We start from the raw sequence: 21165 nt of genomic DNA, 5'->3' as shown, positions 1-21165 counted from the left end.
CGGCTGCTTGCCTGCTTGCTCGCTCGGTCGGCTCAGGCGTTGGGGCGCTTGCCGTGGTTGGCGTTCTTCTTCTTGCGGGCGCGGCGCTTGTTTCCTCGTTTGGCCATGTTGCATATCTCCCTCATTCAGGACATTTCGAGCCTCCGTCAGTCTAGGTTCGGCCTGGTGCGACCGCATCAGAGGTGTGGCGTGCGTGGCGCGCCTACGCCGGCAGCCGGGCGCGCAACGCCTCGGTGAACCAGGTGAAGGCCGGTGTCGGGTCGTCCGGCGGGGGAGGCCAGGCGTTGATCACCGCGAGCAGTTGTGCGTACCGCAGGCGACGAGGGTCGTTCGCGGTCTCCAGCACGGTCAGCAGCCGATGGCGGAGGTCGGTGTCGTCGAGGTGGGCGACATCGTGCGCGTACCGGGTCATGACCGCCTCGACGACCGGGTCCGCCCGGGGCGAGGTCGGGGCGAGGCCGGCCTCCAGAGCCGGGGCGACGTGATCGCGGACCGTCGCCGCCGGGTCGCGGCGCGGGCCGGTCGGACCTCCTTGGGCACACATGGCCGCGTGGTGTCCGGCCAGGCGGCGTACGACGGCCCGAAATTCGGGATCCTGCGACAGTTCGGCCAACTCGATCCAGGCCTCGACCTGTTCGGTGTCGGCGTCGTCGGGCAGCTCCGGGGTCATTGAGCGCATGATTCCGGTGAACTCGCCGGCCGCGTCCAGGCCGCCGAACGCGGTGTCGAGGAACTCGCCCATCAGGTTTCGGCGTTGGTCCTCGGTGAGCTGGGCCAGGCTGTGCATGAGATCCATTTCCTTGGGCGTGGACCCGCGCCTGGCCACCGCGGTGAGCACCGCGCGTAGCGTGCGCAGCGTGCGGATCTGCGCCGTCAGCGCCTCGGCGTGAGCCGCGGCGACCTCGGGGAGCGAGAGCTCCCGGTCCACGATCTTGCGGATCGTGGGGAGGTCCAGCCCCAGTTCGCGTCAGGGGAGACTCAAGCCCGGTAGGTCGTCACGTGTCTCCCTCACCTTCGCACCGTCCCATGGGGGAGCTGCGTACGGCTTCCCGCCGCCCCAGTCCGGTCAGCAGCCCCTCGCCGAACGCGTCGGTGCCGCCGTCGGCCGGGGTCCCGGAGGGCGGTGCGCCCGCGAACGACGAGTTCCCGGGCAAGGCCACCCGCCGGGTGGCGAAGGTGTCGCGGCTCCCGGCCTCGTAGTCCCGGCCGTTCGAGTACCGGGGTCCTGCGGTACCGGGTTCCCGCGCGACGTGCGGCTGCCACGCCGTACCGTCGCGCGTTCGGGGACGTCACCCGTACGGGTGCGTCCGGGTGGTCGTGCCGCAGCGCGCCACGCAGGGTCGGTTCTGTTCCGGCAGTCCCGCCTCAGCCAAGGAGTCCCCATGGCACAATCAGCGTCCACGCCCGGCCCGACCCGTTCCGCGGACCAGGAGGACATCAACCCCTGGGCGGCCGGCGGGATCATGTTTGCCGGCGTGCTGCTGCTCGTCGACGGCGTCTTCGGAGTGATCAAGGGCATCAGCGGGCTCGCGTCCGATGAGGTCTACGCGCGCATGAGCAACTACACGTTCAGGTTCGACGTGACCGCGTGGGGATGGATCCACCTCATTCTCGGCATCCTGCTCGGAACCGTCGGGTGGGGCATCCTCAAGGGCGCCACCTGGGCCCGGGGCACGGGTGTGGTGATCGCCGCCATCAGCCTGGTCATCAACTTCATGTGGCTGCCGTACCAGCCGATCTGGGCGGTCATCTCCATCGCCATCGACACATTCGTGATCTGGGCCCTGTGCACGGAGGACTTGAAGGCGGTCATCTGAGTGGGTGCCGATGCCGATCGCGGCACCACGGGGTGCCGACTGCTCCTGCCCGGACGGCCCTTCGTCGCTGCCGTCCGGGCGTACGGGCCCGACTCGGCCCTCGCGCACGGCAGTCGGCCCAGGGCGGCCCGCGGTTCCAGGACTTGCTCCAGGGCCTGTTCCAGGACGCCCCGCTGCTCCGTTCCGATCCGCACCCTGAGCGAGTGAGGGGGAGGACCGCAGTGCCGGAGGAGACCACGGAAGAACTTGTCGCCCTTGCCGCCGAGGCGTACGTCTACGGCTGTCCGCTGGTCCATGACCTCTCGACGGTCGAGGACTTCATGCACACGGGCATCGGGCCGCTGCCGCCCACCCCCTTCAACCACTTCGCCCACTCCGGGCAACAGGCGTCTTTCGGAACAGCGTGCGTGACCGTCGACCACGACACGGTCCACTCCGTCGCCCATCTCGACCTCTCAGGCGGGCCGGTGCTGCTCCATGTCCCGGACACGGATGGCGCGTACTACGTGCTCCAGTTCGTGGATGCCTGGACCAACAACTTCGCGTACGTCGGTCACCGTGCCACCGGCACGGAGGCCGGGGACTGGCTCGTCGCGCCGCCCGGCTGGTCGGGCAGCGTGCCCGGATCGGTGCGCGGCGTGATCGACGCTCCGACCTCCGTCGTCTCCGTCATCGGCCGCAACGTCTGCGACGGCCCGGACGACATGGGCCGGGTCCGCGCGCTCCAGGCACAGCTCACCCTCACCCATGTCGAACCGGGCACCCACCGCACGGGTCTCCCGGCAGCCGACCCCGACGTACCGGAGCCGCTGCGGTTCTTCGAACAGCTCAGGGTCTGGATGGCCGACTTTCCGCCGTCCGCGGCCGACCGGGCGTACCAGGACCGGTTCCAGCCGCTGGGGCTGCTGGAGGAGGGGCCGTCGCCGTACGTGTCCGCCGACCCCGTCCTCGTGCGCGTACTGACCGAGGGCCTGGCCCGGGGCAGGGCGCAGGTGGAGGAGGCGGGCCGGTCCTCGGCGGAGGGCGGGGGCTGGGAGACGGATCCGCACCTCTTCGACTACAACCTCGACCAATACGGTGTCGGGGCCCTCGACTCACCGGAGTGGCGGATCGAGGACCGGGAGAGCTCCTACCGGACCAGGGCGGTGGCGGCACGGACCTGGCTGTGGGGTGTCCACGGCTACGAGGCGGTGTACGCCCACACCCTGCGCGACGCCGACGGCGAGCGGCTGAATGGAGCCCACTCCTATGTGCTGCGCTTCGACCGGCAGCCCCCGGTCGGGGCGTTCTGGTCCCTGACGATGTATGACGTGCCGGACCACCGCCTGGTCGGGAATCCGCTCGGGAGGTACTCGATCGGTGACCGCGCCCCGGGTCTCGTGCACGGCGAGGACGGTTCGCTGACGATCCACATCCAGCGGGAGCGGCCGGCCGACCGGGCCGCGGCGGCGAACTGGCTGCCCGCGCCCGAGGGGGACTTCCGGCCGGTGCTCGCGCTCTACGAGCCCGGGCCGGAGATCCTCGACGGTACGTACGAGATCCCCGCCCTCGAACGGACCGGGGGAGGGAACGGCTCACGGCGAACGGAGCGATGAGGCGGGGTGGCGATGAGGCGGGGTGCCGGAGTGGCGGGGTGGCGAAGGCTTCGGGCCGATGCCCGTCCCGTCCGTCGACCCATGTTCGTCGCGGCCGTCGGGCCGACGTGTGTCCCGGCTGTTGTCAGTGGCCCGGTCCACACTGGAGGCATGTGCCGCAGCATAAAGACCCTTCGCCCGCCCGTCCTGCCCGAAGAGGCCACCGAGGAGGAGATCCGGGCCGCCGCCCTGCAGTTCGTACGCAAGGTGTCCGGCTTCCGCGCTCCGGCCGCGCACAATCAGGAGGTGTTCGACCGGGCCGTCGACGAGATCGCCGAGGCGACCGCCAGGCTGCTGGACGGTCTGGAGATACGGGGTGCGGTCAGGACGCCGACGCCGTAGTGGCCGTCGCGGTCGCCGATGCCTGGGCGGCCGCCGCCGCGGCCGGGCGGCGCATGACGTACGCGGCCAGGGCTCCCGCCACGAACAGGGCGAGGACCGAGACGGCCGTGCCCACCCAGGTCGCGCCGAGCCATTGGCCGCCGAAGTAGCCGAGGCCCACGCTGTAACCGGCCCAGGCCACGCCCGCAAGGGCCGACCAGGGCAGGAATTCCTTCGCCTTGCGATGCGCGGCGCCCGCGCCCAGGGAGACCACCGAGCGCCCTGCCGGGGCGAAGCGGGCGATGATGACGAGGATGCCGCCGCCCCGGGCGAGGGCGGCGCCGAGGCGTTCCTGCGCGGAGGTGAGGCGGCGGGAGCGGGCTATGGCCCGGTCCAGACGCTCGCCGCCGCGCCAGGCCAGCCGATACGCGACGAGGTCGCCGAGGACCGAGGCGGCGGCCGCGCACAGGACCAGCGCGAGAAGCGAGGGGACCTCGGGCACCTGCTCGGCGGCGCGTGACGCGGAGGCTGCCCCGGCGACGGTCGTCGAACCGGCGGCGGCGGCTGTGGCAGCGGTGATCACCAGCACCCCGCTGGGCAGCAAGGGCAGGAAGACGTCCAGGAGCACCGAGAGGGCGACCACGGCATAGATCCATGGGCTGCCGGTCAGCGCACCCACACTCTCAAGCACCTACTACTCCCCGATCCGGAACAACGCCGCGACGTCGCAGGGGAGCGGCAGGAGCGGCAGGGCCAGCTGTACAGCGTACGCCTGACGCTCATCCGGTGATCTACAAATACGCGCAATGTTGGGAAGGTCACGTACGCCCGGAAATGGGAAGCCCGGGTTCCGGGCGTACGTGAGCTACGGGCCACCGGCCAGGGATGTGCTGTCCGTGAAGGGGCCTGCGGGCGGGGTTCGTCGTGTGCCGAGCGGCTCGCGAGCGTGAGGGGCGACCGTGTGCGGAACGGCCCATGGGCGGAAGGACCGGGGCCTGTACGGATCAGTCCGTCGCGGCTGTCGTGGCCGTCGGGCGGCTGCCGGCTGTCGCGGGCTTCCCGGGTGTCAGACGGTCACGGCCGGTGCCTGCTCGTGCGCGCGCTGCTCGCCGCGCTCCGCGCCGCCCCGGCCGAACAGCCGGTCGAGGGCCAGCGCGCCGGGGCCGGTGAAGACCAGCAGGAGGAACGCCCAGCAGTAGACGGCGGAGGGCTCGCCGCCGTTCTGCAGCGGGAAGAGCGCCTCGGGCTGGTGGACCTTGAAGTACGCGTACGCCATGGAGCCGGACGAGATGAGGGCGGCGATGCGGGTGCCCAGGCCGAGCACCACCAGGCCGCCGCCGACGAGCTGGATGACTGCCGCGTACCAGCCGGGCCAGGTTCCGGTGGGTATGGAGCCGCCGCCCATCGCACCGCCGAGGACGCCGAAGAGCGAGGCGGCGCCGTGGCAGGCGAAGAGCAGGCCTACGACGATCCGGAACAGGCCGAGGGCATAGGGCTGAACCTGATTCAAACGTGCGTGCATGGGGGGAGGGCTCCTTCGGTCTGGTGGGGACGTGAACCGATTGAGTGCCACAGATTAGGGAAACCTCACCCATGCTTGCAAGTTCAACATTTTGGCGACTGGCTGAAAGTTGCCCTGTGGTTGTCGGCCGGTGTCCGCGTCGACACCGTCTCCAGCTGCGCACTTTCCTTCGTTGCCATGGCCTGAACCAATGGCAGCGCAACTTTCCGGCCACGCAGGGCGGGCGGCGTGAGGAGATCGTCGAACCGAGGTACGCCGCCCTGCGGAGGCCTGCCGCAGCCGTGCCTGCGCTCCCGTGCCGTGCTGACAGCCGGCCGAGGCGCCGTCGGCCGGCTGATGGCCAAGGAGGAAGGCGGTGCTGGGCGGCTTGGGGGCCGAGTTGTGCGCGAGGGGGGCAGGTCAGCCGAGGGGCGCGTGCTTCGGGGGCGCCGCCGGATGCCCCGGGGAGCGCGGGGGCTCCATGGTGTACGCATGGTGCACACCGCCCGACAGCGCGCAAACCGCCGCAGGGTGGGCCGGCCTCCCGGTCCTGTCGCCGGACCGGATCCGTCGGTTACTGGAAGCAGCCGGGGAAGAGTGTCCGATGTTCCAGGTGGGAGCGTTGGCGGGGCTCCTCGCCGGAGCCGGCCGTCATCCCTCGGGCCCGCGCCCGCCGTGCTCGCTCCGGCGCCGCGAGGCGTTCCGCTGCGCCGTGCCGTGGGCGCGCGGCGGCAGGGGAGCGCGGCGCGAGGTGTCGATCAGGGGGCGGCGGTACGAACCGGGGTCGGCGGAGGTCTCCTCGCGCGTCCGGTGGACCTCATCGGCGTCGAGTGCCGATCGCCGCCGTTCGTCGAGCGCGCGGGCCGCGAGAGGGGCCCTTCGCCGGCGGCCGTACTCGGCCGAAAACACTCCGGTGGCTCCAGCGCGTACGCTCCGCTGCGCGTCCGGCTCGGTGGCGACATGACGCGGCGCGGCGTTCCGGTGGGATCGGCGCGCTGCCCGGTCGCGGGCGCGGCGTTCCGGTGAGGCCGGTGCGCCCCCGCTCGAAGCGCCTCCCGGTCGGCGTGTCCAGGGGGTGACGTACCGGAGGCGGTGGTCCCGGCCGGTCCCGGTCGCTGCATGCCATCGTGTCGTTCCCGCGTACGGGTAGGGAGCCGCGCGGTGTGCACGGATCCCTGCCCGGCCACGAACGGCGGGGGTGGGGCAGGCTGTTCGGCTTCACGCTCCCTCGCCGACCTGTTCGCCGACCCGTTCGCCGACCTCGCCGAGCTGCTCGGTTCGGCGTTCGGCGTGGTGTCCGGTGCGGTGCCCGCCGAGGGTTTCAGTGGTTGTTCAAGGCCGCCGTGTTCAGCAGTTGTTCAGGACGGACTGCAGGGCGCTCTTCTCGGCCGAGTCGACGCTCAGGTTGTAGTAGTGCTTCACGTGCACCCACGCGCGCACGTAGGTGCAGCGGTACGAGGTCAGCGGGGGCAGCCACTTGGCCGGGTCCTTGTCGCCCTTGGACTGGTTGACGTTGTCCGTGACGGCGATGAGCTGCGGACGTGTCAAGTCGTTGGCGTACGCCTGCCGTTGGGCGGTGGTCCAGCTGCTCGCTCCCGATCGCCAGGCCTCGGCGAGCGGGACCATGTGGTCGATGTCCACATCGGAGGCGGCGGTCCAGGTGGCGCCGTCGTACTCCGAGTACCAACTGCCGCTGACGGCCGCGCAACTGGCGTCCTGCGTCACATTCGTGCCGTCCCGCTTGAGGACGACCTCACGCGTGTTGCAGGTGCCCGACTGGGTGATCCAGTGCGGGAACTTGTCGCGGCTGTAGCCGGTCGACGAGCCCTCGGCGGAGACGGTCAACTGGCTCAGATATGTGCGGGCGGTCGACGCCGAGACCGGGGTGGGCATGGCCGCCTGGGCCGTGGGGGCGGTGAGCAGGCCGGTTGTCGCGGCGAGGGCGGCGGATGCGGCGAGGACGGCGATGCGACGCGCGTAGACACCTGACATGCGAACTCCTTGTGGGTGGGGGGACCTTGGACGGGGGACCTGTGAGGCCCGGCCATCGTGACGGCGCCGGGTTTCCGTGGGGTGGGCGCCAGGTAACAGAGTGGCGACATGGGCACGTCACATCAAGAGTTCTGACGAACGGGGCTGGAGCAATGGGGGCGTATGTCTGCATCTGAGCGGGCGTATGTGCTGACGCTTCGGCAACCGGCCGATGCCAAAAGCCGGTTGGCGTATGGTCCGTGCGCGCCCTGGCTGCGGTTCCGGCCGAGCCGGGGCCGGTCGTAGGGTTACGGCGTGCTGCTATCGGTCAACGTCACGCTCGGGGTCGTCCTCGCCCTGTTGCTCGCGGCGGCGGCAGGTGTCGCCGCGCTGGCCTCGCTCGGCCGGTCGCGGGAGATCCTGCTGGCCGGACTGCGGGCCGCGGTCCAACTCGCCGCGGTTTCCCTGCTCATCGGCTGGGTGGTCCGTTCGCTGCCGCCGCTGCTCGCGTTCGTGGCGCTGATGTACGCCGTGGCGACGGTGACCGCGGGGCGCCGGGTCACCCGCAATCAGACCTGGTGGTGGGCGGCTCTGCCGATCGGGGCGGGGGGCGCGCCGGTGATCGCCCTGCTGCTCCTCACCGGACTCGTCCCGCTCCGGGGCCTCGCGCTGATCCCGGTGACCGGCATCCTCATCGGAGGTGCGCTGACCGCGACCGTGCTCGGCGGGCGGCGGGCGCTGGACGAGCTGACGACCCGGCGCGGGGAGGTGGAGGCCGGTATGGCGCTCGGGCTGCTCGACCGTGACGCGAGACTGGAGATCGCCCGGCCCGCGGCGGCGGACGCGCTGCTGCCTGGGCTCGATCAGACGCGGACGGTCGGGCTCGTCACCTTGCCGGGCGCCTTTGTGGGCATGCTGCTGGGCGGCGCCTCACCGGTCCAGGCGGGAGCTGTGCAACTGTTCGTGCTGGTCGCGCTGATGGCCGTGCAGGCGGTGGCCGTCGCGGTCGTGCTCGAACTGGTGGCGCGGGGGCGGCTGCACCGGGACTGACGTCCGCCGGGCAGGGGTTATCGCGCGCTGATGTGCAGCCGGATCGAACCGTCGGCCGCCGCCTCCACCCGGAGCTGTGTCAGGTCATCGACGTGCGCGTCGGGTGAGAGCGCCGCGGCCCGCGGGCCGACGCCCACCACGCGCATGCCTGCCGCCCGGCCGGCCGCGATGCCCGCCTCCGAGTCCTCGAAGACGACGCAGTCCGCCGGGGCGAAGCCCAGCTCGGCCGCTCCCTTCAGGAAGCCCTCGGGGTCCGGCTTGCTGGCGCCGACGCACTCAGCGGTGACGCGGGTGGACGGCATCCGCAGGCCGGACGCGGTCATCCGGGTCCGGGCCAGCCCCTCGTCGGCCGAGGTGACCAGGGCGTGCGGAAGCGCGGCGATCGCGTCCATGAAGGCGGGCGCGCCGGCGACCGGGACGACGCCGTCGGTGTCGGCGGTCTCCTCGGCGAGCATCACCCGGTTGTCCGCGTAGTTCTGCTCCATCGGCCGATCAGGGAGGAGCGCCGCCATGGTGGCGTACCCCTGCCGCCCGTGAACCACCTTGAGCGCGGCCTCCGGGTCGAGCCCCTCCCGCAGCGCCCAGCGCCGCCAGCAGCGCTCCACGACGGCGTCGGAGTTCACGAGGGTGCCGTCCATGTCCAGGAGCAACGCCTTAAAAACACCAATGGTCTCTGACCTGGGCACGGGGCCATCCTCTACGCCGTAGCTTATTTGTTCCGCCACGATACAAAGAAGGGTGCTGCTCTGGCCAATCCAGAGACGCGACGGAGCCCCCGACGGGGGCGGCCGACCGAGGCGGTTTCGGGGGTTAAAGCGCGGGCTGTCCGCTGCCGGGGCAGGTCTCGGTTCCGGTGCCGTTCACCTGGTGAATGGTCGTCGGCGTGCCGGGCTCACTGCCTACGCCTGCTCCGCAGAGGGGACAGGAGCCCGCGCACTGGCCGGGGTCGAAGCGGTGGCCGGGGTTCGTCTCGCACATATCAGTTCCTCCTTGATGGGGATGGTGCTGATAGAGGTGGTGCACTCCGCCCCGGCCGCCGGCCGGGTGGAGGTCTAGGAGATCTTCCGGACGAACATTTTGGCCGTGTTGTGGAAGATCACGGTGAGGCCGTGGTGGTCCTCCTCGCCTTCGCGGGTCGACCAGCGGGTGATGCTCGCGATCTCAGGGCATTCGGCTTGCGCGATGACGGCTGCCAGCCACGCTTCGGGGTGATCGCCGGGCGTCGGGGCCTCACCTGCGGGCGGCGGGGTGTCCTTCACGCCGACGTCGGCCTGGCCGTGCTTCTCACCCTCGGCAAGCTGGCCGATGATCTGCCAGCGCGCCTCGCCGGAGCTGGTGACGATGGCCAGGCCGTAGGGGTGCTTGTCGTCACCGGCCTCGGCCAGAGTCTGGACGCGGGTGGTGCCGGGGGTGTTCTTGACCAGGTCGAGCACGTAATCCTGGAATCGCGCGGGTCGCATTTGTGATCATTCCTTCCGTGGCGGCCGAGCCAGTCTAGGCGGGGGCGGCCCGCGATTCCGGCACACCGACGAGTGGGCCCGCCCGTGGCTGGTCGGCGCGATCAGCAGCCGCGAGCGGGAGTTCATGGCTGGTGCGGTGCGGCCTCGGCGGGCCACGAGACACAGGGGCGGTCCCACGACGGACGGGTGTGCCAGTCGCGGTGGTCGCCCGTGTGGCCGGGCTCCAGGGTGCAGCGCGCACTGGTCTTGGGGTGCATGTCCCAGCAGCAGTGCGTGATGATGTCGGTCGATTCGGTGTTCATCGGCGGCCCTCCCGCCATGCCCGGCCGAGCCGGACCGCCGTCAGGCAGGACGCCCCGGTGCGGCAGGTGGCGCAAGTGGTGGTGTGGCCGAGCCAGGCGCGGTACGCGACGTCCGGCGCGGGCGGTCGCTTTGTCTGGGCGGTCATGCGTGGTCCTTCGTGCACTGCGCGCACTCACAGGCCGGGTACGCCAGCCGGGGCTCCGCGGTCTTGAGCGGGGTGACCTCGGCCTCGGGGCGCGCGACGCGCGTCCGGCCGTTGCGGTCCACCTCATACACCTTGATCGTCATTGCCATGGGGTGCCCCCGGGTTGTCGAAGCGGTGCTACGACGGTAGGAGCGCCCACGGCAAACGAGGGGCAGGATTCCTGCCCCTCGCTCAGGGATTCGAACTATGCGGCCAGCAAGCCGAGTTGGTCTGCCAGGGCTGCGGCGCGCTGTCGCCTCGCCGGGATCTTTGACTCCGTCTCCTCCAGCACGATGCGCCGCGCGTACCCGTTGTACTTGATCGTCTCCGGGGCCGCCTTGTGCGCCTTCTCCAGCGTGGCGAGCGCCGTCTCTGCCTGCCCGTCCAGCTGGTACGCGCGGGCCTCCTCGATCCTGTGCCGGGCCAGGCGCGGACGGGACGGGATCGAGGACGTGTCCGCGGCTACGGCCTGTCGAACGGACTCCCCGCCTGCCCGTAGCTCCACCGCCACGGTGACGGCGTGGGCGCCCATGATGGCCTGAGAGAACGACGTCATCGGGTGGTAGTAGCCGCGCCCCAGGCGATGGGCGGTGGCCCGCGCCATATCCCACCATCCCCATGCGGCACCGTTCTCTCCGCGACAGGCGGCGGTGTATGCAGCCTCGAACTGGAGGGCCCCGGCAATGGCATGAACGCGGTCGTCGGCGTCCGGGAGGAATCGTTCCATGTAGGTCAACGCCTCCATGGTCATACTGTCTGCCGCGTCGAAGTGAGCCGGCCCGGTGTCCCGGTGCGCTTGGGTGGCCAACCATGCGGCCAGGCCGATCGCGTGCGGGTCTTCGGACTCCTGTGCCGCGACCATGCCGCGCTCGGCGACCCGCCAGAGCAGAGCGCTGTCCGGCTGGTACGCCACGAAGAACTGGGAGAGCGAGTAGACCTCGGACAGCACCGCCTGGGCAGCACGCCGATCCGCTGCCGAATCCGACTGCCGCACAGCCAGTTGGGCATCGCGGATCAGGTCGGGCAGCAACTGGCCGAGCACCTCCCGATGGTTCGCCGCCTGATGGCGTGCCGCCCACGCCTTCGCGAGCCGGGCCGCAAGGTGCTGCGTTGACGGTGCTTGCCGATCCTCGCCGAGGGTCAGTGCGTTGACCGCGTCCCGAACCGCTGGTAGGCGGGAGTGCCCTGGGCCAACGAATAGGTCGATGGGAGTGCTTTGATCACCGGTCAGGTCGGACAGGTTGCGCACGCGTAGTAGTTCAGCGATGCGCAGGATCACGGGGAGCTTTGGCATGCCGATCTGTCCCGTCTCAACTTGCTTCACCCATGAAGGTGACATGCCCAGCAGGCCAGCTACCACCGGACGGGACAGCCCGCGGCGCGTACGAAGGATTTGCATGCGTTGCCCGAAAGCAAGCGGGTCGGCGTATGGGTCCGGGGTAGCATCATCTGGCATGGCCTTGCCCCTCTCTGTCCAGCTCGTCACTGCCAGGGTATGGGGCAGGGCCCTTTCCGTGTGCGGCGTCGTGTGATCCATGACGCACGAAACCGCCCCCTGCCCGGCCGTAGCCGGAACAGGGGGCGCGTTCAGTGCTGGGAGAACTGCCAGAGGGTCAGGGCGAGGCTGATCACGCCGACCAGCGCGGCGAGAGACGGAAGCGGCCAGCGGGCCCGCTCCAGGGTGCGGATGCGGTCCTCGTGGTCATTCAGCGTCCGGGCGCGGTCGCCGATGGGTAGCGCGTCCAGCTTGAGCGAGACCGACTTGACCTCGTCGTGCGTCGCGCGCACCTCGGCGTAGACCTCGGTCGGGGTTACGACCACCGACCCTTCGGGGATGGGGGTGCTCACTCGGCCGTCCCTCCCTCGTCGTCGACCAGGCCGAGTCCGACCCGCGCGAGCAGCTGCTCAACGACCGGCAGGGCCATGGCGCGGTAGGCGGGGTGAGCCTGGTGGAAACGCGCGACCGCGGCCTGTGTGGCGGGCCCGTAGTTGTCCGCCTCCGGGATGGCGGCGGACATGTACCCGGCGGCCTTGAGCGCCCGCTGAAGGCCGCGCGCCGAAGGGGACTTGCGGCCAGGGGCGAGACCGGCAGGGAACACCGGCGGCGCGTACGGCTTCGGCGTGGCCGGCTTCGAGGGCTTGCTCGGCGAGGTCGGCTTGGCGTCCAGGAGCTCGGCGACGCGGGCCCGGATCTTCGCCATGGTGAGCGCGGGCCCGTCGCTCTTGCCGATCGGGCCGCGCGGGTCGATCTTGCCCGGCTATCACTCCTTGTGGCCGATCACGGAGCGTTCGCTCCAGCCGTGCGCACGGCAGATCGCGGCGGCAGATGGCTCAACGCCGCCGGATACCGAACCGTCCGGGGTCACCTCTGGGACGACGGCGCCCTACGCAAGTACATGGACTCAGGATTTGCGGCCGGCCTGCTCCGAGTTCACGACAGCGCGTGTAAGTGCGGCACCCTGTGGAAGTGCCCCAACTACACCTTCCGGCCCGGCGCGCAGCCGTCCATCTTTGCCGAAGGTGACGATCTATGGGCCCGATACCTCAAGCATCGGGAGGAGACCAGGGCCATTGCACCGCGCGCGGAACGCGACGTACGCCCGCAGCGGACTCATGAGGCACGGCGACTGCAGACAGGGCATGGCGGCGTCGCAGGGCGTCAGCCCGAAGCACGGAAAGATGAACGGCTACAACTACCGGTGCAGCTACTACATTCGCACTGGTGGCACTGGGTGCAAGGGTGGCACGATCCCCCGAGAGCGAGTCGAGCGCGAGACCCGCAAATGGCTTGCGGACACCGTGGCCGAAGGAGTCGACGCCGCAGCGCCGACCATCCCCCGTCAACGACGCGACGTAGCCAAGGATCGGGCCCGTGCGGCTTGCGAGCGGGCCCGGCTGCAAGGGGAGTTGGTGAAGCTCCAAGATGGACTGGCGAGGCTTCGGGCGGACCGCGCCGTGAGCCCAGGCGGCTGCCTGCCCGGCGTCTATGAGGCGGCCCGCGACCGCATCAAGGCCCAACGCGAGACAGCCGAGCAACTGCTCACCAAATCTGCCGTCATCGAGGCCACGCCTGACGTCTCCGACTATGAGCCGCTGATCGTCGGGCTGCTGGACGAATGGGACACCATCAACCCCAGCGAGCGGAGCGGCGCTCTTCGGCAGCTGCTACGGCGTGTGGCCGTCTACCGGGTAGAACGCGAAGGCTACGCGCGAGCCACGAGCCGGATTGAGTTTCATCCGGTGTGCGAGCCGGACCCATGGGGTGAGCACCGTGCATCGCCTGAAAGTGCTACAGGGGATTAGCCGAGAAGCAGGGCGCGGGCTGTGAGGACGGTGGCCGGCATGGGCGGGCTCCAGGGCGCGGGGGGCAAAAGCACGCGAAAGAGAACAAGCAGCCTCGCCCGCCGGTCAGGGGGTGGCGGGCGGAGGCTACTTTGTTCCATCACGATACAAAAACCCGTCCCGGAAAGCCAATTCCGTGTCGGGCGGGGCCTTCCGGCGTGGCGGTCAGGAGCGTCCCCGTCCCGTCGTCTCCGCCTCCAGGGCGCGGCGCGTGCGGGGCCCGTACACCCCCGGCGGATCGCCCTCGATCGCCTTGTACGACTGGTAGACGCTCACGGCATGCTCGACCTGCCCCGTGTAGTCGCCGTCGTCCCGCCCGTGGAACAGCCAGATCTCCTCCAGTCGACGCTGCAGCTCGGCGACCTCGGGTCCCCGGTCGCCGGGGAGGAGCGTGGGGCCGGCCGGTGGCGCGGGCGGTGCGACCGACGCCGGACGGCTCGGGTGTGGCGTGGACGCCGGGGGTGGGGTCGGGGTCGTGGTGGGCGGCGATGTGGCGGACGCGGAAGGCGACGGTGATGCGCTCCCCGAGGGAGGTGTGGAGGCGGGCGTGGATGGTGACGTGGATGCCGGAGCGGAGGGCGGGGGCGACGCGGAGGCCGGTGCCGACGCCTTCGCCGGGACGCTTGCCTCGGGGGCGCTCGCCACCGTGGTCGGCAGGGCCGTATCCACGTCGGCGTCCCCGTTGCCGCTTCCGTCGAACAGGCCCCCTGCGAACGCCGCCGTGCCCACCACCGCGATCACGGCCGTAGCCACGGCGAGTGCTGCGAAGGGGCTTCGTCGGCGAGGCTGAACGGGATCGACGTCGGGCGCGAAGGGTGCGGCGGAGGCCGGCGCCGAGGCCGGTGTGGACCCGGGTGCGGGGGAGTATGCCGAGCCCGGTGCGCGGCGCGGCCACGCGGCCGTCGTGCCGCCCGCTGCCGCCGCTCCGGCGGCGTCCGGCGGCGGCCCCGCCGCCTGCCGGCCGAGGAGGAGCGGCATCGTCGTGGCCGCGTCCTCCATCGGGTGGTGGTGCGAGTCCCGCCGCTGCGGCTCGTCGTCGGTGGCCGGAGTCTCGTCGACCCCCAGTGCCACGTACGGCCGGATCCGTAGCGGATCGAAGTCCTCTGCCGCCGCGATCTCCGCCCTGTCGGCCGTCGACCGCTCGGCCCGTCGCTGCTCGGCGGCCCGTTGCCGCTCGGCGGCTCTCCGCTGCTCGTCACTGCGCTGCGCCCCCCGCTCCCCGCACGTGCAGCCGTGTCCGGACCCGGGTCTTCCGGTCGGTTCCCCGCCGGGTCTCCGTCTCTCGTCCGGCGGTCTTCTGTCCATACCGCACTCCGGGCACATATGTCCGGTCATTGTGGGCCCCTCCCCTTGAACTGCCTGCGATTATGCAGTCCACCGTCGAGATGCCCAATGCCGTACCGAAATGCGGTATCCGTGCCGTACCGTGACGCCCGCACCCGGCCCGCCCCCGCCGTTCCTCTCAGGTTCATCCCGATGGGTACCGGTTCGGCCTGACCGTCCCTCTCGATCCGTCCGGGCCGGTCCTCTCGGGTTCTGCTCGGCAGGCCATAACCGTGCGGAACGGCCAGGATGGGGATGTAGTGGACCCGAGGAGATGTTCTATGGCCCAGCACCTGAGCCCCCCGGCCGCGACTCCGGCCCCCGGTGAAGGCCGTTCCACGCGGTCGGTCATGGTGGCCATAGGTGCGTTGCTCCTCGGAATGCTCCTGGCCGCACTCGACCAGACCATCGTCTCCACGGCGCTGCCGACCATCGTGAGCGACCTCGGCGGCCTGGAACACCTCTCCTGGGTGGTCACGGCCTATCTGCTGGCGTCGACCGCCGCGACCCCGCTCTGGGGGAAGCTCGGCGACCAGTACGGGCGCAAGAAGCTCTTCCAGACCGCGATCGTCATCTTCCTCATCGGCTCGGCGCTCTGCGGCATCGCCCAGAACATGCTGCAGCTCATCGGCTTCCGGGCCCTTCAGGGCCTGGGTGGTGGCGGCCTCATCGTGCTCTCGATGGCGATCGTCGGCGATATCGTCGCGCCGCGCGAACGAGGCAAGTACCAGGGTCTGTTCGGCGCGGTCTTCGGTACGACGAGCGTCCTCGGGCCGCTTCTCGGCGGGTTCTTCACCGAGCACCTCAGCTGGCGCTGGGTCTTCTACATCAACCTGCCGATCGGCGTCGTCGCGCTCCTCGTGATCGCCGCCGTGCTGCACATCCCGGTCCACCGCACGCAGCGCACCATCGACTACCTCGGCACCTTCCTCATCGCCTCCGTCGCCACCTGCCTGGTCCTCGTCGCCTCGCTCGGCGGCACCACCTGGGCCTGGGGCTCGCCACAGATCGTCGCTCTCGCCGCGCTGAGCGTGCTGCTGCTGATCGCCTTCGTGTACGTGGAACGCCGCGCCGCGGAGCCCGTCATCCCGCTGAAGCTGTTCCGGATCAGGACCTTCAGCCTCGTCGCCGTCATCAGCTTCGTCGTCGGCTTCGCGATGTTCGGCGCGATGACCTATCTGCCGACGTTCCTGCAGGTGGTGCACAGCATCACGCCGACGATGTCCGGTGTGCACATGCTCCCGATGGTGGCCGGTCTGCTTCTCACCTCGACCGTGTCCGGGCAGATCGTCAGCCGCACGGGCCGCTGGAAGATCTTCCCGATCGCGGGCACCGGCGTCACCGCGATCGGCCTGCAGCTCCTGCACCGGCTCACGGAGACCAGCAGCACCTTGGAGATGAGCGTCTACTTCTTCGTCTTCGGGGCCGGCCTCGGCCTGGTGATGCAGGTTCTCGTCCTGGTCGTGCAGAACGCCGTCACGTACGAGGACCTCGGTGTCGCCACGTCCGGTGCCACCTTCTTCCGCTCCATCGGCGCCTCGTTCGGTGTCGCCGTCTTCGGCACGATCTTCACCAACCGGCTCACCGGCAAACTGGCCGCGGCGCTGGCCGGCCGCACCCTGCCCACCGGGGCCAGTGCCGAGGGGCTGGCCGCCGACCCGCGCGCCATCGGCCGGCTGCCGCCCGCGCTGCGGCCCGCGATCCTGCACGCGTACTCGACCTCGATCACCGACGTGTTCCTGTACGCGGCACCCGTCGTCCTGGTCGCCTTCGTCTTCGCCTGGTTCCTCAAGGAGGACAAGCTGCGCGGTTCGGTGACCGCCCCGGAGCCCAGCGAGACCCTGGCGTCGAACCCGGTCGAGCGGTCCTCGTACGACGAATGCGCCCGAGCTCTCTCGGTGCTCGCCACCCGCGAGGGGCGTCGCGAGGTCTACGAGAAGATCACCGCGAGGGCGGGGTACGACCTGGTGCCCGCGGCGAGCTGGATGCTGCTGCGCATAAAGCGCCACGGTACGGTCGAGCCGGCCGCGCTGGCCGAGGCCGCCCCGGTGCCGCTGCGGGTGATCAACGAGGCGGCACGGCAACTGGAGGAGCGCGGGCTGGTCCGCCGCGAAGGCGTGCAGCTGGTGCTCACCGAGACCGGTGGGGAAGCGGTGGTGAAGCTCGCGGAGGCCCGTGAGGAGTCGATGGCCGAGCTGCTGGGCGACTGGTGGGGGCCGGACCGGCCGACCGACCTGGTCGGACTCGTGGCGGAGCTGACCGCCGAGACGAACGGGTCGAGCAGGGAACGGCCCCACAGCCCCGAGCCGAGGCGGGACCACGCGGCCGGACCCGCCTGGCCTGCTTGAGCGGCTCTTCCGGACCCGCGTGGCCTGCTTGAGCCGCTACGGCCTGCCCTGGAGCTGGAGGTCCTTGGCGAACCAGCGCTCCGCGTACTGGCGCCGGTGGAACGCCGGGACCTCCCGATAGCCGTGCTTGGAGTAGAGCCCCCGTGCCTCGACGAGGTCGTTGCGGGTGTCGAGCCTGACCGTGCGTACGCCGAAGCCGCGCGCCGCGCTCTCGACGGCCGCCAGGAGCAGTCCGCCGCCGCCCGTGCCGCGGAACTCCGGGCGCACGAACACCCGGGTCAGCTCCGCGATGTCCGCGTCCACCACCAGCAGTCCGGCGCAGGCCGCGGGCTTCCCGCCGAACCGGCCGACGACGAACTGTCCGGTGGGCGGGACGAGCCGGTCGGCGCCGTCGTCGGTGAGCCCCTCGTCGATCTCCTCGGCGGTCGCGGGCCGCCCCCAGTAGCGGCTGGCGACCTCGTCGTAGTAGTCACGGCGCAGCAGCGCGGCGTCGGGGGAGTCGAAGGGCTCGGGGGCCGTGGTCCAGGTCATGGCGGTCATTGTGACGCGGGCGGGAACACGAGATCGAACGGATAAGCGGGATGGGGGCCACAGGGAGATACAGGCCGGAGTCGACCGGATCGACGGCGAGGCGGATCGACGGAGCCGGCGCTTCACTCCACACGCAAGCGTTCGGATTGCGGGCGGGCACTCACGCCAGCGGCGGCGGAACCACGACCGACGGCGGAGGCACCACCGGCCGCCGCCGGACCCGCAGCACCAGCAGCGCCGCCCCGGCCGCCACCAGTACGGCCCCGAGCAGCGACAGCAAGACGGGGACGCCGCCCACGGTCAGCAGCCTGTCCGTGTACACCATGGTCCGGTACGGGGTGTCGGCCCCGGCCGCGCGCAGTTCGTGATCGCCGTCGATCCGCTCCGGGCGCGGGACCGACTGCTCGATCGCGGTGAGGAACACCGGTTCGCCGGCAGCTCGAAGCCGTTGTCCTCCAGCCATTTCTGCAGCGCCTCGGGGTCGGTCGCGGCCAGTCGCGCCACGGCGAAGGGGCCGAGCCGTTCCCGGCCGACCACCTGGACCGGCGGGGCGCCCGCCGAAGGTCCGCCGACCCGGTCCGCGCCGTCCCCCGAACCGGCGAAGGGCCAGTCGCCGGAGCGCGGCCAGAAGTAGTGCCTGGTCGCCTGAACCGGCGCGGTCAGGGTGGTCAGCTCGGAGAAGAGTGACGGATCACCGAGCTCCACGCTCGCCCGGTGCGGTACCGGCATGATCCAGGCCGCCTCGGGGGCGTTTCCGCGGACCGTGAGCCGCATGACGATCTGCTCGGTACGGCCGTCCCAGTCCACCACCGATGTCTCCCGGTCGACCGAGACCTGCGTCGTCCTGCTCGGGACCATCGCACCGCAGCCGCACGCGTACGCCGGGCTGATCAGCGATCCCAGCTGCAACGACACCAGCATCAGCACCAGCGACAGCGTACGCACCGCCCATGAGCGCCCCTCGTCCCCAGCGCTCCGCTTCCCGCCTGTGCACCGCATGTCCCGTCTTCCTCCCCCGTGATCGACGAACACGGGGGAGGACGTGGGAACCATCGGCCCGGTTCCGGCACGGTCGCCGGACCGGTGTGCCCTTCCGGACATTCTTTCGGGAAAGGAGGGCGACAGTCAGGCGAAGAGGGGGTGGATTGTGTCTACTTCATAGCGCAATGCGAAGGTTTCACAGCACGCCCAGGTCGAGGGACGGATATCGAAACGGCGGGAGGGTCGGCGCAGCGTGGCGAATGCGGAGCACAGTGTGAGCGGAGACGCGGCGACGGGGGCGAGGATCAGGGCTGCTCGGGCTCTGCTCTGGATCGTTGTGGCCGCACTGGCTGTACGGCAGATGGCGGTGGTGCTGCGGCAGCCGCCGGGCGAGCGGCTCACCGACCTGGAGACCTGGATCGGTGAGAACGGTGTCCTGCATGTCACGGGCTCGCTGTACGACACCGACCGGTTCACCGGCACGCCGTTCGCCGGGTTGGTGCTGAAGCCACTGACCAGGGCGGCGGAACAGAGCCTGGGCGTCGCCTGGACCTTCGGTTCGCTGCTGCTCGTCGCCGCCCTGGGCATGATCGCGGCCCGCGCGCTGCCGGGCCCGGTCACCCGCCGCACCGCTCTGCTGGCCGCCCCTGTCGCGATCAGCCTGCTGATGCTCTCCCTGCCGGTCCGCAACGCGCTCCACCTGGGGCAGACCAGCATCCTGCCGGTCCTGCTGGTGCTGCTGGCCTGTTTCACGGTGCGCGGAGAACGCGTCTCGGGTCTGTTGATCGGCCTCGCGGCCGCGCTCCAGCCGACCGTGCTGCTCTTCGCGGTCCTGCTCTGGTTCACCGGCCGCAGACGGGCGGCCGTGACCGGCGGCGCCGCGTTCGCCGCCTGCACCGCGCTGGCCTGGGCCGCGATGCCACGCGACTCGTGGACCTACTGGGTGCACCACGTCGCGGGCACCGGGCTCGGCGACAACCCGGACAGCCTCGCCAACCAGTCCCTGCACGGCGCGCTGCTCCGCTTCGGACTGACGGGACCGTTCGAGATCGTGCTGTTCGTGGTGCTCGCCGCCGTCGTCTGCTGTCTCGGACTGCGCCGCGCCGTACGGTACGCGCACGACGGGCAGCTGCTCCTCGCTGTCGCCGTGACCGGCTGCGTCGCCGTCGCCGTCTCCCCGACTGCCTGGCAGCACCAGCTGCTGTGGCTGCTGCTCGCCGTGGTCGGCCGGGTCGGCAAGCGGGCCTCCGACCGGCTGATGTGGCCGGCGGTCGTGGTGCTCGTGATCACGCTGCCGGCGCAGATGCTGCTGCCGGGCATGGCGGTGCTCTTCCCCGTACGCGACAACGCCCTGCTGCTCGCGGCGCTCGGTGCGGCCTGTGCCGCACCGTTCCTGTCGCGCACCTCGCCGTACTGGCAGCAGCCGATCCCCGCGGACCACGCCGCCCCGGCTCCGGCCCGCTGGAGCCGCGTCCCCCTGCTGCCGTTCTGGCGGCGGGTGCTCAGCCGCCCCAACCTGCTGCTGGAACTGCTGCTGATCAGGGTCGTGTACTCCGCGTACGCGGAGGTCAGGCTCGCGGCGACGGCCGGCCGCGGCACCGCAGAACACCACGGCCGCCAGATCCACTCCCTGGAGCAGTGGCTCCACATCGACATCGAGCACTGGGCCAACCACGCGGTCGTCGAGGTCGTCTGGCTGAGGGACTTCTTCGACTTCTACTACTCGACGTTCCACTTCATCGTGCCGCTGACGGTCCTCGGCGTGCTGTACGTGCGGCGTCCCGCGGACTACCGCTGGGTCCGCAGCTCCATCGGCTTCGCCACACTCCTCGCGCTGGTCGGCTTCTGGCTCTACCCGCTGGCCCCGCCGCGGCTGATGCCGGGGCTCGGCTTCATCGACACGGTCCATGGCGTCCAGGACTTCGCGAAGCCGGACTACGGAACGCTGACCTCGATGACCAATCAGTACGCGGCGATGCCCTCGCTGCATTTCGGCTGGTCGCTCTGGTGCGGAGTGGTCGTCGTCATGTTGGCCCCGAAGACGTGGATGAAGGCGCTGGGGGTGCTGCACCCGCTGTTCACGGTCTCCGCGATCGTGGCCACGGCCAATCACTGGGTGCTGGACGCGGTGGGCGGCGCTGCCGTCGTCGCGCTCGGCTTCGGACTGACCTACATGCTGTCGGGGCCCCGGAAGCTGCGGTCGCCGACCGTGCCGGCGGCGGCAAAACCCCTGGACGACCTGGCGGTTCCAGTTGCGGCCGAGAGACCGAGCGGCGACGTGGTGGGCAGCGAACGCAGGTGACCGGGCCCGGGAGGAGTGCCGTCCGGGGACGGTACCTCGAGGTGCCGAAGGGGTGCGGGGGACGAACCCGTCGTTCCCCGACGCCTTCGGCATGGAT

General features: G+C 70.8%; 22 protein-coding genes and 2 pseudogenes. 8 read left to right on the top strand and 16 right to left on the bottom strand.

Annotation, left to right across the window (positions count from 1 at the left end):
• Positions 1–202 precede the first annotated feature (202 nt).
• Positions 203–928, bottom strand: a complete 726-nt coding sequence (locus tag ABZ826_RS10450) for a MerR family transcriptional regulator (protein WP_361445247.1) — start codon at positions 926–928, stop codon at positions 203–205.
• Positions 929–1026: 98 nt separating this feature from the next.
• Between ABZ826_RS10450 and ABZ826_RS10445 the strand changes: the two genes are divergently transcribed.
• The 4 genes from ABZ826_RS10445 (at position 1027) to ABZ826_RS10430 (ending at position 3793) form a co-directional block, all read left to right on the top strand.
• Positions 1027–1200, top strand: coding sequence for a hypothetical protein (locus ABZ826_RS10445; protein ID WP_361445245.1), 174 nt, complete (start codon positions 1027–1029; stop codon positions 1198–1200).
• Between the two features lie 182 nt (positions 1201–1382).
• On the top strand, positions 1383–1817 hold the full coding sequence (locus ABZ826_RS10440; RefSeq protein ID WP_361445242.1) for a hypothetical protein: 435 nt from the start codon (positions 1383–1385) through the stop codon (positions 1815–1817).
• Positions 1818–2038: 221 nt separating this feature from the next.
• Positions 2039–3412 carry a DUF1254 domain-containing protein gene (locus tag ABZ826_RS10435; protein WP_361445239.1) on the top strand — a complete coding sequence of 458 codons (1374 nt, stop codon included), beginning with the start codon at positions 2039–2041 and terminating at the stop codon, positions 3410–3412.
• A 150-nt stretch (positions 3413–3562) separates the two neighbouring features.
• Entirely contained in the window at positions 3563–3793 is a 231-nt protein-coding gene (locus tag ABZ826_RS10430; RefSeq protein WP_351075848.1) for a DUF2277 domain-containing protein, read from the top strand.
• Here the strand turns inward: ABZ826_RS10430 and ABZ826_RS10425 are convergent.
• The 4 genes from ABZ826_RS10425 to ABZ826_RS10410 form a co-directional block, all read right to left on the bottom strand.
• Positions 3774–4463, bottom strand: a complete 690-nt coding sequence (locus ABZ826_RS10425) for a VTT domain-containing protein (protein ID WP_361445236.1) — start codon at positions 4461–4463, stop codon at positions 3774–3776. The two genes, ABZ826_RS10430 and ABZ826_RS10425, sit on opposite strands and share 20 nt — an antisense overlap.
• Before the next feature lie 375 nt (positions 4464–4838).
• Complete coding sequence (locus ABZ826_RS10420) at positions 4839–5294, bottom strand: DoxX family protein (protein ID WP_361445233.1); 456 nt, start codon at positions 5292–5294, stop codon at positions 4839–4841.
• A 630-nt stretch (positions 5295–5924) separates the two neighbouring features.
• Complete coding sequence (locus ABZ826_RS10415) at positions 5925–6182, bottom strand: hypothetical protein (RefSeq protein WP_361445230.1); 258 nt, start codon at positions 6180–6182, stop codon at positions 5925–5927.
• Positions 6183–6620: 438 nt separating this feature from the next.
• Positions 6621–7265: an HNH endonuclease family protein gene (locus ABZ826_RS10410; RefSeq protein WP_361445227.1), complete on the bottom strand. Its 645-nt coding sequence runs from the start codon at positions 7263–7265 to the stop codon at positions 6621–6623.
• A 294-nt stretch (positions 7266–7559) separates the two neighbouring features.
• Here ABZ826_RS10410 and ABZ826_RS10405 point away from each other — a divergent pair, with 294 nt between their 5' ends.
• Positions 7560–8294 (top strand): ABC transporter permease, encoded by a 735-nt coding sequence (locus tag ABZ826_RS10405; protein WP_361445224.1) that lies wholly within the window; start codon positions 7560–7562, stop codon positions 8292–8294.
• 17 nt (positions 8295–8311) lie between these two features.
• Here the strand turns inward: ABZ826_RS10405 and ABZ826_RS10400 are convergent, their stop codons facing one another.
• The 8 genes and pseudogenes from ABZ826_RS10400 to ABZ826_RS10365 all read right to left on the bottom strand — a co-directional run.
• Positions 8312–8962 carry an HAD-IA family hydrolase gene (locus ABZ826_RS10400; protein WP_361445496.1) on the bottom strand — a complete coding sequence of 217 codons (651 nt, stop codon included), beginning with the start codon at positions 8960–8962 and terminating at the stop codon, positions 8312–8314.
• A 384-nt stretch (positions 8963–9346) separates the two neighbouring features.
• Positions 9347–9754 (bottom strand): hypothetical protein, encoded by a 408-nt coding sequence (locus tag ABZ826_RS10395; protein ID WP_361445221.1) that lies wholly within the window; start codon positions 9752–9754, stop codon positions 9347–9349.
• Positions 9755–9876: 122 nt separating this feature from the next.
• Positions 9877–10056 (bottom strand): hypothetical protein, encoded by a 180-nt coding sequence (locus ABZ826_RS10390; RefSeq protein ID WP_361445218.1) that lies wholly within the window; start codon positions 10054–10056, stop codon positions 9877–9879.
• Entirely contained in the window at positions 10053–10202 is a 150-nt protein-coding gene (locus tag ABZ826_RS10385; RefSeq protein ID WP_361445215.1) for a hypothetical protein, read from the bottom strand. Before ABZ826_RS10385 ends, ABZ826_RS10390 begins: the two co-directional genes overlap by 4 nt.
• Positions 10199–10345: a hypothetical protein gene (locus ABZ826_RS10380; RefSeq protein WP_361445212.1), complete on the bottom strand. Its 147-nt coding sequence runs from the start codon at positions 10343–10345 to the stop codon at positions 10199–10201. Before ABZ826_RS10380 ends, ABZ826_RS10385 begins: the two co-directional genes overlap by 4 nt.
• Before the next feature lie 101 nt (positions 10346–10446).
• A complete protein-coding gene (locus tag ABZ826_RS10375) occupies positions 10447–11697 on the bottom strand; it encodes a helix-turn-helix domain-containing protein (RefSeq protein ID WP_361445209.1) in 1251 nt (416 codons plus the stop codon).
• A 131-nt stretch (positions 11698–11828) separates the two neighbouring features.
• Positions 11829–12089, bottom strand: a complete 261-nt coding sequence (locus tag ABZ826_RS10370; protein WP_361445206.1) for a hypothetical protein — start codon at positions 12087–12089, stop codon at positions 11829–11831.
• A pseudogene (locus tag ABZ826_RS10365) lies at positions 12086–12577 on the bottom strand (peptidoglycan-binding domain-containing protein); the annotation flags it as partial. The pseudogene ABZ826_RS10365 and the gene ABZ826_RS10370, both read right to left, overlap by 4 nt.
• 343 nt (positions 12578–12920) lie before the next feature.
• Here ABZ826_RS10365 and ABZ826_RS10360 point away from each other — a divergent pair.
• On the top strand, positions 12921–13544 hold the full coding sequence (locus ABZ826_RS10360; protein WP_361445203.1) for a hypothetical protein: 624 nt from the start codon (positions 12921–12923) through the stop codon (positions 13542–13544).
• Positions 13545–13748: 204 nt separating this feature from the next.
• On the opposite strand, the gene ABZ826_RS10355 is transcribed toward ABZ826_RS10360, so the two are convergent.
• Entirely contained in the window at positions 13749–14888 is a 1140-nt protein-coding gene (locus ABZ826_RS10355) for a peptidoglycan-binding domain-containing protein (protein WP_361445200.1), read from the bottom strand.
• A gap of 299 nt (positions 14889–15187) precedes the next feature.
• Between ABZ826_RS10355 and ABZ826_RS10350 the strand changes: the two genes are divergently transcribed.
• Complete coding sequence (locus tag ABZ826_RS10350; RefSeq protein WP_361445197.1) at positions 15188–17254, top strand: MDR family MFS transporter; 2067 nt, start codon at positions 15188–15190, stop codon at positions 17252–17254.
• A gap of 36 nt (positions 17255–17290) precedes the next feature.
• Here ABZ826_RS10350 and ABZ826_RS10345 read toward each other — a convergent pair whose 3' ends face one another.
• Together ABZ826_RS10345 and ABZ826_RS10340 are read right to left on the bottom strand one after the other, a co-directional pair.
• Entirely contained in the window at positions 17291–17785 is a 495-nt protein-coding gene (locus ABZ826_RS10345; RefSeq protein ID WP_361445194.1) for a GNAT family N-acetyltransferase, read from the bottom strand.
• A 160-nt stretch (positions 17786–17945) separates the two neighbouring features.
• A pseudogene (locus tag ABZ826_RS10340) lies at positions 17946–18706 on the bottom strand (DUF2330 domain-containing protein).
• A 313-nt stretch (positions 18707–19019) separates the two neighbouring features.
• Between ABZ826_RS10340 and ABZ826_RS10335 the strand changes: the two are divergent.
• Positions 19020–21068, top strand: a complete 2049-nt coding sequence (locus ABZ826_RS10335; RefSeq protein ID WP_361445191.1) for a bifunctional glycosyltransferase 87/phosphatase PAP2 family protein — start codon at positions 19020–19022, stop codon at positions 21066–21068.
• Positions 21069–21165: the final 97 nt, after the last annotated feature.

It is taken from the genome of Streptomyces sp. NPDC047515 (assembly GCF_040643055.1).
Classification (GTDB): domain Bacteria; phylum Actinomycetota; class Actinomycetes; order Streptomycetales; family Streptomycetaceae; genus Streptomyces.
The sequence above is the reverse complement of the archived record's forward strand: the minus strand, read 5'-3'. Positions and strand labels throughout refer to the sequence as shown.

What these genes read in the sequence shown, in the direction of transcription:
- ABZ826_RS10445 (WP_361445245.1), top strand. Translation starts at nt 1,027, where the DNA reads ATGGGGGAGCTGCGTACGGCTTCCCGCCGCCCCAGTCCGGTCAGCAGC.
- ABZ826_RS10440 (WP_361445242.1), top strand. Translation starts at nt 1,383, where the DNA reads ATGGCACAATCAGCGTCCACGCCCGGCCCGACCCGTTCCGCGGACCAG.
- ABZ826_RS10430 (WP_351075848.1), top strand. Translation starts at nt 3,563, where the DNA reads ATGTGCCGCAGCATAAAGACCCTTCGCCCGCCCGTCCTGCCCGAAGAG.
- ABZ826_RS10420 (WP_361445233.1), bottom strand. Translation starts at nt 5,294, where the DNA reads ATGCACGCACGTTTGAATCAGGTTCAGCCCTATGCCCTCGGCCTGTTC.
- ABZ826_RS10410 (WP_361445227.1), bottom strand. Translation starts at nt 7,265, where the DNA reads ATGTCAGGTGTCTACGCGCGTCGCATCGCCGTCCTCGCCGCATCCGCC.
- ABZ826_RS10395 (WP_361445221.1), bottom strand. Translation starts at nt 9,754, where the DNA reads ATGCGACCCGCGCGATTCCAGGATTACGTGCTCGACCTGGTCAAGAAC.
- ABZ826_RS10390 (WP_361445218.1), bottom strand. Translation starts at nt 10,056, where the DNA reads ATGAACACCGAATCGACCGACATCATCACGCACTGCTGCTGGGACATG.
- ABZ826_RS10385 (WP_361445215.1), bottom strand. Translation starts at nt 10,202, where the DNA reads ATGACCGCCCAGACAAAGCGACCGCCCGCGCCGGACGTCGCGTACCGC.
- ABZ826_RS10380 (WP_361445212.1), bottom strand. Translation starts at nt 10,345, where the DNA reads ATGACGATCAAGGTGTATGAGGTGGACCGCAACGGCCGGACGCGCGTC.
- ABZ826_RS10375 (WP_361445209.1), bottom strand. Translation starts at nt 11,697, where the DNA reads ATGCCAGATGATGCTACCCCGGACCCATACGCCGACCCGCTTGCTTTC.
- ABZ826_RS10360 (WP_361445203.1), top strand. Translation starts at nt 12,921, where the DNA reads ATGAACGGCTACAACTACCGGTGCAGCTACTACATTCGCACTGGTGGC.
- ABZ826_RS10355 (WP_361445200.1), bottom strand. Translation starts at nt 14,888, where the DNA reads ATGGACAGAAGACCGCCGGACGAGAGACGGAGACCCGGCGGGGAACCG.
- ABZ826_RS10350 (WP_361445197.1), top strand. Translation starts at nt 15,188, where the DNA reads ATGGCCCAGCACCTGAGCCCCCCGGCCGCGACTCCGGCCCCCGGTGAA.
- ABZ826_RS10345 (WP_361445194.1), bottom strand. Translation starts at nt 17,785, where the DNA reads ATGACCTGGACCACGGCCCCCGAGCCCTTCGACTCCCCCGACGCCGCG.